At 66.4% G+C, this 11,107-nt stretch carries 10 protein-coding genes and 1 pseudogene; 5 read left to right on the top strand and 6 right to left on the bottom strand.

The features are described 5' to 3' along the window. The first annotated feature begins 74 nt into the window (after positions 1–74). Complete coding sequence (locus MXAZACID_RS19200) at positions 75–227, top strand: lipoprotein (RefSeq protein WP_008493312.1); 153 nt, start codon at positions 75–77, stop codon at positions 225–227. 209 nt (positions 228–436) lie between these two features. Here the strand turns inward: MXAZACID_RS19200 and trpA are convergent, their stop codons facing one another. Together trpA and trpB are read right to left on the bottom strand one after the other, a co-directional pair. After that, positions 437–1,240: a tryptophan synthase subunit alpha gene (gene trpA / locus MXAZACID_RS06180; RefSeq protein WP_008493310.1), complete on the bottom strand. Its 804-nt coding sequence runs from the start codon at positions 1,238–1,240 to the stop codon at positions 437–439. After that, positions 1,237–2,454, bottom strand: a complete 1,218-nt coding sequence (gene trpB, locus MXAZACID_RS06175) for a tryptophan synthase subunit beta (RefSeq protein WP_008493309.1) — start codon at positions 2,452–2,454, stop codon at positions 1,237–1,239. The genes trpA and trpB overlap by 4 nt, the downstream gene beginning before the upstream one ends. 201 nt (positions 2,455–2,655) lie before the next feature. Here trpB and MXAZACID_RS06170 point away from each other — a divergent pair, with 201 nt between their 5' ends. After that, positions 2,656–3,180, top strand: coding sequence for a ferritin-like domain-containing protein (locus MXAZACID_RS06170; RefSeq protein ID WP_008493308.1), 525 nt, complete (start codon positions 2,656–2,658; stop codon positions 3,178–3,180). Between the two features lie 226 nt (positions 3,181–3,406). Here MXAZACID_RS06170 and MXAZACID_RS06165 read toward each other — a convergent pair whose 3' ends face one another. From MXAZACID_RS06165 to MXAZACID_RS06150, 4 genes are all read right to left on the bottom strand, one after another. Then, positions 3,407–4,885 carry an NADP-dependent isocitrate dehydrogenase gene (locus tag MXAZACID_RS06165; protein ID WP_008493307.1) on the bottom strand — a complete coding sequence of 493 codons (1,479 nt, stop codon included), beginning with the start codon at positions 4,883–4,885 and terminating at the stop codon, positions 3,407–3,409. Between the two features lie 102 nt (positions 4,886–4,987). After that, positions 4,988–6,412 carry a mannosyltransferase gene (locus MXAZACID_RS06160; protein WP_008493306.1) on the bottom strand — a complete coding sequence of 475 codons (1,425 nt, stop codon included), beginning with the start codon at positions 6,410–6,412 and terminating at the stop codon, positions 4,988–4,990. Further along, entirely contained in the window at positions 6,409–7,848 is a 1,440-nt protein-coding gene (locus MXAZACID_RS06155; protein ID WP_008493305.1) for a mannosyltransferase, read from the bottom strand. Before MXAZACID_RS06155 ends, MXAZACID_RS06160 begins: the two co-directional genes overlap by 4 nt. After that, a complete protein-coding gene (locus tag MXAZACID_RS06150) occupies positions 7,845–8,855 on the bottom strand; it encodes an NAD(P)/FAD-dependent oxidoreductase (RefSeq protein ID WP_008493303.1) in 1,011 nt (336 codons plus the stop codon). Before MXAZACID_RS06150 ends, MXAZACID_RS06155 begins: the two co-directional genes overlap by 4 nt. Before the next feature lie 203 nt (positions 8,856–9,058). Here MXAZACID_RS06150 and tsaE point away from each other — a divergent pair, with 203 nt between their 5' ends. From tsaE to MXAZACID_RS06135, 3 genes and pseudogenes are all read left to right on the top strand, one after another. Beyond that, positions 9,059–9,496 carry a tRNA (adenosine(37)-N6)-threonylcarbamoyltransferase complex ATPase subunit type 1 TsaE gene (tsaE, locus tag MXAZACID_RS06145; protein ID WP_008493302.1) on the top strand — a complete coding sequence of 146 codons (438 nt, stop codon included), beginning with the start codon at positions 9,059–9,061 and terminating at the stop codon, positions 9,494–9,496. Next, positions 9,486–10,211, top strand: a complete 726-nt coding sequence (locus MXAZACID_RS06140; protein ID WP_039884763.1) for a nucleotidyltransferase family protein — start codon at positions 9,486–9,488, stop codon at positions 10,209–10,211. The genes tsaE and MXAZACID_RS06140 overlap by 11 nt, the downstream gene beginning before the upstream one ends. Then, positions 10,208–11,107: pseudogene (locus MXAZACID_RS06135) on the top strand (double-strand break repair protein AddB); the annotation flags it as partial. The gene MXAZACID_RS06140 and the pseudogene MXAZACID_RS06135, both read left to right, overlap by 4 nt.

The raw sequence follows: 11,107 nt of genomic DNA, 5'->3' as shown, positions 1-11,107 counted from the left end.
GTGTTTATCTTGACGCTGGCGCGTCAACCTAAACACATATTGCTCTAACGGGGTGCTGCTCTGGGAGAGGAACCATGCGCAAAATGCTGTTGCCACTATTGGTGCTGGCCGGGCTGTCTGGCTGCGTGATGTATGGCGGGGGCGGTGGCCCGAACGGCCAGCCCTATGACCTGAACCAGCCGCCGCCCAACCCGCCCCCGCCGCCTTATCCCGGGCCGGCGCAATAAGCGCGCGAGGAAGGCTTCAGCCCTTTTCCGGGTGACAAAAGCCTGACACAGAGCGATATATGTTTAGAGCCTCACGCTTTTTGCGTGAGGCTCTAAGTTATGTTTTAACAAGCAATTTCATGTGTTTATCTTGACGCTGGCGCGTCAGTCTAAGCCCATATCGCGCGTCAGAACATAAAGAGAGCGAGCGGGTGTAAACCCATCTCGCTCTACGCCGCCTGTTTGCGCACGCCCCGAACACCGTCGGCCAGGGCCCGCACATCGCGCAGCACGGCCTCCTTGCTCTCCTTGCACAGCGTGTCGATCAGCGCCGAGGCGACGATCGCGGCATCCGCATGCGCCACCACGGTGGCGGCCTGCTCGGGCGTGCGCACGCCAAAGCCCACCGCGATCGGCAGGTCGGTGGCGGCGCGCAGGCGGGGGATATCGCGCGCCAGATCCGCGGCCGAGGCGGTGCGGGTGCCGGTGATGCCGGTGATCGAGACGTAATAGACAAAGCCCGACGAGCCTTCGAGCACCTGCTTCAGCCGCGCATCGGAGGTGGTGGGGGCGATCAGGCGGATGATATCCAGCGCGTTGGCCTTGGCATCGTCCAGGATCAGGTCGGCTTCCTCGGGCGGCAGATCGACGATGATCAGCCCGTCCACCCCGGCCTGCGCGGCATCGACGCAGAATTGCGGCACGCCGTAGGAGAGGATGGGGTTGAGATAGCCCATCAGCACCAGCGGGGTGTAGCTATCGGTGGCGCGGAACTCGCGCACCAGGCCCAGCACGCCTCTCAGCGTCGCCCCGGCCTTCAGCCCGCGCAGCCCGGCGGCCTGGATGGTCGGGCCATCGGCCATCGGGTCGGTGAAGGGCATGCCGATCTCGATGATGTCCGCGCCATTGGCGGCCATGCCCTGGAGCAGCGCCAGGCTGGTCGCGCGGTCAGGGTCGAACGCCTCGACGAAGGGGATCAGGGCGCCGCGGCCTTCTTTGCGCAGACCCGCGAATACACCGGCGATGCGGCTCATAGGCTTGTTCCCAGATGTTTGGCGACGGTGAAGATATCCTTATCCCCACGGCCGGAAAGGTTGAGCAGGATGATCTGCTCCTTGCCCATCTCCGGGGCGATCTTGGAGATATGGGCCAAAGCGTGGGCGCATTCGAGGGCGGGGATGATGCCCTCGGTGCGGGCGCAGAGCTGGAAGGCGTCCAGCGCCTCGCTATCGGTGATGCCGACATATTCGACGCGCTTGATGTCGTGCAGCCAGCTATGTTCCGGGCCGATGCCCGGATAATCCAACCCGGCGGAGATGGAGTGGGCCTCCTGGATCTGCCCGTCATCATCCTGCAGCAGATAGGTGCGGTTGCCGTGCAGCACGCCGGGGCGGCCCATATTCAGGCTGGCGGCGTGCTCGTGGCTATGCATGCCCTTGCCGGCGGCCTCGACGCCGATGAGGCGCACATTGGGCTCGTCCAGGAAGGTATGGAACAGGCCGATGGCATTCGAGCCGCCGCCGACCGAGGCGATGGCGATATCCGGCAGGCGGCCTTCGGCCTGCATCAGCTGCTCGCGGGCCTCGGTGCCGATGATGGTCTGGAAGTCGCGCACCAGCTCCGGGTAGGGGTGCGGGCCGGCGGCGGTGCCGATGATGTAGAAAGTGTCGTGCACATTCGCGACCCAGTCGCGCAGCGCATCGTTCATCGCGTCCTTCAGCGTGCCGGCGCCGGATTTCACCGGCACCACCTCGGCGCCCAGCAGCTTCATGCGGAACACGTTGGGCTGCTGGCGCTCGACGTCGGTGGCGCCCATGTAAACCGTGCAGGGCAGGCCGAACAGGGCGCAGACCGTGGCGGTGGCGACACCGTGCTGGCCGGCCCCGGTTTCGGCGATGATGCGGGTCTTGCCCATGCGCCTGGCCAGCAGAATCTGGCCGACGCAATTATTGATCTTGTGCGCGCCGGTATGGTTCAGCTCTTCGCGCTTGAAATAGATTTTCGCACCGCCCAGATGCGCGCTCAAACGCTGCGCATGCCAGAGCGGGCTCGGCCGCCCCACATAATGCGTCAGGTAGTAATCCAGCTCTTTCTGGAATTCCGGGTCGGATTTTGAGGCGCGGTAGGCGCTCTCCAGTTCCAGGATCAGCGGCATCAGGGTTTCGGCGACATAGCGGCCGCCAAATTCGCCGAAGCGGCCGCGTGCGTCGGGCCAGGCGCGCAGGCTGTTGGGGGTGTGGTCGTTCATGCCTCTCTTCTAGCGCAGCCGGGCGGCAGTTAAACAGGGCCGAGCCGGCGGCGCGGGGTAAAAAATCATGTCGTGAAGACAGGCCGGACATGAATTCGGCGCGCCAGGGCATCGATCCTGCTTGATCGGGCGGAGGGCAGGGTTTACGTATAAAGTATGAATTGAGAATTATTCTCAATTATCGTGCGAAAAGGGTAGCGCATGTACGAGCAGGCGACCGGAGATAACCATTTTCTTGCCGACGTTCAGCGTTTGCGCGCCACCGCGCAGGCGATGATGGCCAGCGGGGCGGAGCCGGTGGGGCTGTTGCAGGCGGCGATGTCGGCCGAGATCGCCTGCGTGCTGCGCTACAGCTTGATCGCGATTTCCGCCGACGGGCTGGAGAATGAGTGGGTGGCCACCGAATGCGCGGCCCAGGCGGCGGATGAGCGCGACCATATGACGCGGCTGGCGGCGAGGATCACCGAGCTGGGCGGCAAGCCGGATTACTACGCCGCCGGGCTGGCGACGCGCCACATGGCGCCGGAAGCCGCCAAGGGCTGCCTGCCGCGTCTGTTCGCGGAGAATCTGGCCGCCGAGCAATGCGTGATCGAGCTGTACCGGGAGCTGTCCGGGCATTTCGCCGGGCATGATCCGAAGACCCAGGCGCTCCTCAATGAGATCATGGCGGATGAGGAAGCCCATACCAGCGATATGGAAGATCTGCTGACGACGCAGCTGATCTGAAAAAATCGGATTGAGTGACAAAAGGCCGGATCGCCCTGAGGGGCGTCCGGCCTTTTGTCTTGGTGGTCCTTTTTTGAATCTCTTTTTTAAATTTTCAAAAGTTTTTGGGGTTGTGGGGACTTTTTTCAAAAAGTCCCCACAGCGTTCGGGGGAGGGCACTGGCGTTGCCACCGCCCCAGACGTTTTTGCCGCCATTTTTGAAAAAAAGGCGGCACCCAAAAAACTTTTAGCCCTCGCCCTGCGGGCGCTCAAACGCGTCCTTGCCGTCAAAACGCTGCAGCTTCTCGATATGCATCCAGGAGAATTTCGCGCCGATGCGCTGCACCAGATAGGAGATCTCCGGCTGGCCCTCGCCGGTATTGCCGGCCAGCGAGATCGGGTGCTTCAGCATGAAGCGGGCGGCGAAATGGTCGACCAGGAAGGTCTGGCCGCCCGTCGGCGGATAGACGGTGACGCCACGGTTGGAAATGCCGGTGAGGGTGAAGGGGCTGTATTCGGAAATCTGCTCCAGCGTCTTGCCCAGCGTCTCGGCGTCCTGGTCGGTTTCCAGGAACACGTCGATGCCGACCAGCTCGCGGGTGGAGGGCTCCATATGCGCGGTCAGCTTCGGCCAGGCGGTGAGTTCCAGCTTCTTGTAGGTGCGGGACTTCATCGCGGAGGTGCGGCCGAGATTGGCGATGACCTGATCCGTATAGGCCTTGGTGCCGACGCCGTGGCCGCGCGGGGCGAGGTCCCCGGTGAGGTTGCGGCCCTCGGCCAGGGTGACGAACAAGGCCTGCTCGACTTTCTCGGCGACATCGAAGGCGCCGATATGGCGCAGCAGCATGATAGAGGCGGAGAGCAGGGCGGTCGGGTTCGCCATGTCCTTGCCGGCGATGTCCGGGGCGGAGCCGTGCACGGCTTCGAACATCGCCACCTGGTCGCCGAGATTGGAGGAAGGGGCGATGCCCAGACCGCCGACCAGACCGGCCGCGAGGTCCGAGATGATGTCGCCATTCATGTTGGAGGTGACGATGACGTCGTAAGTCTCCGGGCGGATGACCAGCTGGTGGGCGCAGTTATCGATGATCACCTGGCTGGCCTTGATGCCGGGATATTCGCGCGCCACCTTCTCGCCCATGCGCTTCATCATGCCCTCGGTGAGCTTCATGATGTTGGCCTTGTGGGCGACGGTGACTTCCTTGCGCTCTTCGGACAGCGCCACGCCGTAGGCGGCGCGGATGATGCGCTCGCAGCCGGCGGCGGTCATCAGCTTCAGGCACTGGGCGACGGTGCTGGTCTGCATATGCTCGATGCCGGCGTAAACGTCCTCGACGTTTTCACGCACGATCACCATGTCGATGCCGCGGCCGGAGAACGGGGTCTGGATGCCGGGCAGCTCGCGCACCGGGCGGATATTGGCGTAGAGCTCGAAATATTTGCGCATCGTCACGTTGGCGGATTTGCCGCCATAGCCGATGGGGGTTTCCAGCGGGGATTTCAGCGCCAGCTTGTTGGCGCCGATGGAGTCCAGCGTTTCACGCGGCACGCCGGTGACCACGCCGCGCTCGAACGCCTTGGCGCCGGCCTCGGCGAAGTCCCATTCGATCGGGGCGTTGGCGGCCTCCAGGATGCGGATGGTGGCGTCCATGACCTCGGGGCCGATGCCGTCCCCCGGCAAAGCTGTGACTTTGGTCTTCGGGGTGGTCGAACCGGTTGCGGTCATGTCTTGGCTCCTGTTTTCTGGATGGCGGCCTTATAGCCTTGTGTTGCGGCGCGGCATATACGTGCCGATGGCATTTCGGATATGGGCTATGGGCGATCCTGGTTAACGCCCCGTGATGATAAACCCACGCGCGGCGGGCGGATAGACGAAGCCTGGCGGCGGCGGGGCCGGGCCGGCCTGGCCGCACCAGCCTTGGCCGCGGGTCCAGGCGCAGATCATCAGCGGGTGTTTGCCGGGAAAGAAACGGTCGCGTACAACGCAGCGATCGCGGGTGAAGCCGGGCGGGATGGGGGTGTCCTCAGGGGCTATGATCGCATCGGCGCGGGCCGCCTCCTGCATGCTTGTGAAATCGGTGCTGGTGAAGAGCGGCGTCATCGGCACGAAATGGCTGTTGACGATGCCGACCGCGACCAGGCAGGGATGCCGCGCCGCGAGGGCGCTGTAGAGGCTGGTGGCGCTGCTATCTTCCAGCAGCGCGTAGGCGGTCACCGGCGAGAGCAGCAGGCCGGAGAGCAGCGCCAGCACCAGCTTCCGGGACAGCGGCCGCTCCGCCAGTCCGACGCCCACCAGTGGCACGATCAGCGCGATGGCCGGGAAGATGAAGCGCAATTCCTTATGGCCGAGCAGATTATGTTCGACCAGGATCACCATCGCCGCCAGAGCCAGCATCGGCAGCCGGCGCGCCCCGCGCCGGGCCAGCCAGGCGATGGGGATGATGGCCCAGAGCCAATCCTCCAGCAGATGCAGCGCATAGAAGCTGACCGGCTCGCCGCCGAAACTCCCGGAAGCGACGCCGAGCACGGCGTTGAGATAGATGTTGAGCCAGAAGGAGCGGAAAGGCTGGCCCCAGGTGAGCCAATCCAGCCCCCCGGCGAGAAGCACCGGCAGGCCAGCGGCGGCGAGCGCCAACGCCCAGCGCCGGGGGCTGCGCCCGCACAGCATCAGCCCGATCAGCGCGATCGCCGGGGCGAGCTGTTCGCGCAGCACGAAGCTCAAGCCCAGCAGCGCGCCGGCGGCGAGACTGTGCGCGCGCGCCTCGCTCTGGCGGGCGCGGGTGGCGAAATAACAGGCCGGCACCAGCGCGTAGGCGCTCAGCGATTCCTCCAGCGGGTGCGGCGCCATCAGCCAGAGATCCGGCCAGAGGGCGGCGAGGCCGCCGGCGATCCAGCCGCCGCGCGCGCCATGGAACATCCGGCCCCAGCCATAGGCGCAGCCGACCAGGCTGAGCGAGGCGAGGCAGAGCAGGATCTTGTCGAGGATGAGCCCGGTGATGGGGGCGCCGCCGAGGGCTTTCACCAGCCAGATCGGCCCCGCCAGCAGGCCGGGAAGCAGCCAGGAGCGCATGCCCACCTGGAATTCCCAAGGCACCGGCCCGTGCCCATAGACCAGCCGATGCGCCTGGCCGAAATATTGGATGATCTCGTCCGGGGCGACGATATCCTGGCCCCAGATCGCCAGAGGCAAGCGCAGCGCCAGCGCCAGGGCCAGGACGCAGCCGAGCGGATGGGCGGCGAGGCGTGATCTCATGGCGGCCGGATCCGGAAGGGCTGGGCGGCGGCGGGGAAAGCGAGCTGCAAGGGTGGTACATCGCCAGAGACGGGCAGCGTGGTCTCGGTGCGGGTCCAGGCGCAGATACGCGGATTGGTTGGTCCGGCAGCGCCAGGGTCGCGCGTGACGCAAAGCAAGCGGGTGAAGCCGGAGGGTACACGGGTTGAGCTTGCGGCGGTGACGATGGCATCGGCCTGCGCCGCGCCTTGCGCGTCGGTGAAGGCGGTGGCGGCGAAGAGCGGCGCCAGCGGCATGAAATGCGTGTCGGCATATTCCACCGCGATCAGCCGGGGATGGCGTGCGGCGAGGGCCTCATAAAGCGCGAAGGCGTGGCGTTCGGCACTGAGGGATTGGCCGAAGAAGGGGCTGAGCAGCGGGCCGCTTAGAAGCAGGGTGGCGATGAACAGGGAAATATATCCGCGCCGCAGCCCCGCCAGGCCGATGCCAGCCAGCGGCACCAGCAGGGCGATGGCCGGGAAGATGTAGCGGAACTCCTTATGGGAGATCAGGCTATGTTCCAGGATCAGTGCCACCGCCGCCAGGCCCGCGGCGGGGGCGAGCCGGGCCCCGCGCCAGGCCAGCCAGAGCAGCAGCGGCAGCGCCCACAGCCAGTCCAGCCCCAGCCCGGCAATGTAGAGCAGCGGTGGCGATGGGGTGAATAAGCCACTGGCGCTGCGCCCCAGGGCGAGGTTGAGCGCGATATTGAGCCAGAAGGAGCGGAAAGGCTGGCCCCAGCTCAGCCAGTCCAGCCCGCCGACCAGAAACACGGGAAGCGAAGCCGCCCCCAGCCCAAGTACCCAACCGTTCAAGCTTTGGCCGCATAGCGCGATGCCGATGATGGCGATGGCCGGGGCGAGCGGTTCGCGCAAGGCGAAGCTCAGCCCGAGCAAAAAACCCGCGATGAGCAGATGAGACGTGGTGCGGGGCAGGCAGGCGAGGCAGGCGGCGGGGACCAGGCAATAGGCGGCCAGCACCTCTTCCAGCGGGTGCGGGGCCATCAGCCAGAGATCCGGCCAGAGGGCGGCCAGCCCCCCGGCGATCAACCCGCCGCGTAAGCCCTGCGCCATCCGCCCCCAGACGAAGCCGCTCCAGACCAGGCTGAGCGAGGCGAAGCAGAGCAGCACGCGCACCAGCACTACGCCCGCATAAGGCGAAAGCCCGGCCAGCTTCGCCATTTCCATCGGCCCGGCGAGCAGGCCCGGCAGCAGCCAGGAGCGCAAGCCGACCTGATATTCCCAGGGTACCGGCCCCTGGCCATAGACCAGCCGATGCGCCTCGCCGAGATATTGCGCGATTTCATCGGGCGAGATGAAATTCTGGCCCCAGATCGCCAGAGGCAAGCGCAGGGCCAGGGCCAATAGACAGCAAACCAGGAGCGGGCGCGCATGCAGCAGGCTGCGCCCGGCTGCGATCAACCCGGCACGCCTTTGGTGGTGGAGTATTCGAAATGCAAAGCCGTGTCTGGGTTCACGATCGGGTAGATCGCATGCGCCGCCATTGCCCCTTCGGCGAAGCCTTGCAGGATCAGCTTCAGCTTGCCGGGATAGGTGCAGATATCGCCCACCGCGAACACGCCGGGCAGGGAGGTTTGCATGTTGTAGGGCGTCACCGCGACATGGCTTTTTTCCAGACCCAGGCCCCAGTCATTGATCGGCCCCAGCTCCATCGCCAGCCCGAAGAAGGGCAGCAGCACGTCGGCGGGCAGATGCTTGGTGGCGCCGTCCAGGTCGGCGACTTCCACCGCCTCCAGCGCGCCGCCCGCGCCGTGCAACGCGTGGAGCTGGTAGGGGATCACCATCTCGACCTTGCCTTCAGTGGCCAGCGCATCGAGCTGGGCGGTGCTCTCCGGGGCGGCGCGGAATTTCGGGCGGCGATGCACCACGGCGATGCTGGCGGCGATGCCTTGCAGGGCCAGCGCCCAATCCACCGCCGAGTCGCCGCCGCCGGCGATGACCACGCGCTTGCCGCGCAAATCCTCGCGCTTCTTCACATAATAGCGCACGGCCCCGCTGGCCTCATACGCCTCCAGCCCGTCCAGCGGCGGGCGGTTGGGGCCGAAGGCGCCGGCGCCGGCGGCCAGGATCACGGCTTTGGCCTTCACCTCATCGCCGGCGCTGGTGGCCAGGGTGAAATCCCCCGCCGCCCCGGAGAGGCCGGTCACCTGCCTTCCCAGCAGCTTCGCGCAGTTGAATGGCGCGATCTGCTCTTCCAGCTTGGCGATCAGCGCGCCGCCCTCGATGCCGGGATGGGCGGGAATGTCGTAGATCGGCTTTTCCGGGTAGAGGGCGACGCATTGGCCGCCCAGCTCGTCCAGCGCGTCGATCAGCACGCAGGACATTTTCAACATCCCGCATTCGAACACCGCGAACATGCCGGCCGGGCCAGCGCCTATGATCGCCACATCGGCAGAAATCCGTTCCATGCGCTCTGCTTTGCCCCGGCCCCCTTTTCCAATCAAGCCGGTCCCGGCAAAACAATGCAGAGACCATTTCCAAAGCCACTCTGGCGGCCGGCAAGCGGCGTGTTTCTGCGCGCCGGTGCTCACGTACTTAATGTACGCTGCGCGCCGGTGCTCGAAACCCACCACTTGACGACTCACCAGAGTGACTTTTGAAACGGTCTCTTATGCGCCTGAAGCTGAAGGACGAGTCGGAGACGCAGAGCCTGGGGGAGAAGCTGGCCGCGGTCGCGCGCGCCGGGGACGTGCTGCTGCTGGAAGGCCCGCTGGGGGCGGGCAAATCCAGCTTCGCGCGCGCCTTCATCCGCGCCCGGCTGGGGGATGCGCGGCTGACCGTGCCCAGCCCAACCTTCACGCTGGTGCAAACATACGACGCCCCGGACGGCACCCAGATCTGGCATTATGATCTCTGGCGGCTGGATGGTCCGGGGGGGCTTGAGGAGCTGGGCTGGGACGAGGCGCTGGAGGGCATCGCTCTGGTGGAATGGCCGGAGCGGCTGGGTGAGCTGACCCCGCCCGGCGCCTGGCACCTGCGGTTTTCGCTGGATGGCGACGGGCGGATGGTTGAGATTGCAGGGGATGTGAGAGGTTTCGATGCGACCTGATACGGCCGTGATTTTATGTGCGGGGCTGGGCGAGCGGATGCGCCCGCTCAGCGATTCCATCCCGAAGCCGCTGCTGAACCTCGCCGGGCAGCCGATCCTTGCCCACACCATGGCCCGGCTGCGCGATGCCGGGGTGCGCAAGGTGATCGTGAACGCGTTTCATCTGGCCGAGCAGATCGAGGCGTTTTTCGATCGCTATGAGGGGGTGATCGTGCGGCGCGAGGAGAGCCTGCTGGAGACCGGCGGGGCGCTGGCGGCGATGGCCGCCGAAGCGCTGCTGCCGGATGCGCCCTTCTATATTCTCAATGGCGATTCCTATTGGGTGGACGGCCCTTCGGCGGCGCTGCCGCGTCTGGCCGCCGCGTTCGATCCCAGGCGGGAGGATGCGATGCTGTTGCTGGCCCGCTCGGCCGGGACCATCGCCGAGACCCGCTTTGGCGATTTCGTCTGGGACCGTGAGGCCGGGCTGCGCCGGCGCGAGGAGCGGGAGGTGGCACCTTATCTCTATTCCGGCATCCAGATCGCCACCACGGCGCTGCTGCACAGCGACAAGGTCGAGCGGTTTTCGATGAACCGGCTCTGGGACGAGGCGCTGGCGGCGGGGCGGCTGAATGCCATCGTGCATGACGGGGTCTGGCTGCATATGACCACGCCGGAAGATATACTCCGCGCCGAGGAGCTGCTGGCGGCGCGGGAAGTGGGTAATTCCACGTGAGCTTGCGGATCGGCGCCTTTGCGCCGGAGGCCGCGTTTCTGCCGTCTCTGGCCCGGCTCTGGCTGGCGGAAGGCGGCGCGCATGAGGGGCTGATCATCCTGCCCAGCCGGCGCGCGGCGCAGGCGCTGGGGGCGGCGTTTCTGGAGGCCAATGCGGGCAAGGCGCTGCTGCTGCCGCGCATCGTCGCGCTGGGCAATATCGATGAGGCGGGGCTGCTGCTTTCGGCTGGGTTTTCGCTGCCCCCCGCCATCGCCCCCGCGCGGCGGCAGGCGCTGCTGGCGCGGCTGATTCTGCAGAAGCCGCAGGAGAGCGGGGCGCCGCAGAAACTCCCCGCCGCCTGGGCGCTGGCGGCGGAATTCGCGACGCTGCTGGATGAGGCCGACCATGCCGGGGTGGATCTCGCCGCCGCCCTGCCCGGGCTGGCCCCGGCGGAATTCGCGGAACATTGGCAGAAGACGCTGGAATTCCTCACCATCGTCACCCATGCCTGGCCGGCCATTCTGGAGGCCGAGGGGGTGATGAACCCGGCGAAGCGTCTGGCGTTGCTGATCGAGGCGCAGGCGAAGGCCTGGGGCGAAAACCCGCCGGCCGGGCCGGTCTGGATGGTCGCGGCGGAAGGCACGCCCGCCATCGCCCGCATGGCCGAGATGGTGGCGAAGCTGCCGCAGGGGCGGTTGATCCTGCCGGGGTTCGATCCGCATCTGGCACCCGCTGCCTGGGAGGGGGTGGAAGATTCGCACGCCCAGGGCGGCATCGCCCGGCTGCTGGCCGATATCGGGGCGCGGGTGGAGGAGGTTGAGGCACTGCCGGGGGCAATGCCAGGCGGGCGCGGGGCGCTGCTCTCGCGCGCCTTGCTGCCCGCCGCCGCGCTCTCCGCCTGGCAGGAGCCGGCAACG

This window comes from Acidocella sp. MX-AZ02 (genome assembly GCF_000306035.1).
In the GTDB taxonomy this organism is placed as follows: domain Bacteria; phylum Pseudomonadota; class Alphaproteobacteria; order Acetobacterales; family Acetobacteraceae; genus Acidocella; species Acidocella facilis.
The sequence above is the reverse complement of the archived record's forward strand: the minus strand, read 5'-3'. Positions and strand labels throughout refer to the sequence as shown.

What these genes read in the sequence shown, in the direction of transcription:
- MXAZACID_RS19200 (WP_008493312.1), top strand. Translation starts at nt 75, where the DNA reads ATGCGCAAAATGCTGTTGCCACTATTGGTGCTGGCCGGGCTGTCTGGC.
- trpA (WP_008493310.1), bottom strand. Translation starts at nt 1,240, where the DNA reads ATGAGCCGCATCGCCGGTGTATTCGCGGGTCTGCGCAAAGAAGGCCGC.
- trpB (WP_008493309.1), bottom strand. Translation starts at nt 2,454, where the DNA reads ATGAACGACCACACCCCCAACAGCCTGCGCGCCTGGCCCGACGCACGC.
- MXAZACID_RS06170 (WP_008493308.1), top strand. Translation starts at nt 2,656, where the DNA reads ATGTACGAGCAGGCGACCGGAGATAACCATTTTCTTGCCGACGTTCAG.
- MXAZACID_RS06165 (WP_008493307.1), bottom strand. Translation starts at nt 4,885, where the DNA reads ATGACCGCAACCGGTTCGACCACCCCGAAGACCAAAGTCACAGCTTTG.
- MXAZACID_RS06160 (WP_008493306.1), bottom strand. Translation starts at nt 6,412, where the DNA reads ATGAGATCACGCCTCGCCGCCCATCCGCTCGGCTGCGTCCTGGCCCTG.
- MXAZACID_RS06150 (WP_008493303.1), bottom strand. Translation starts at nt 8,855, where the DNA reads ATGGAACGGATTTCTGCCGATGTGGCGATCATAGGCGCTGGCCCGGCC.
- tsaE (WP_008493302.1), top strand. Translation starts at nt 9,059, where the DNA reads ATGCGCCTGAAGCTGAAGGACGAGTCGGAGACGCAGAGCCTGGGGGAG.
- MXAZACID_RS06140 (WP_039884763.1), top strand. Translation starts at nt 9,486, where the DNA reads ATGCGACCTGATACGGCCGTGATTTTATGTGCGGGGCTGGGCGAGCGG.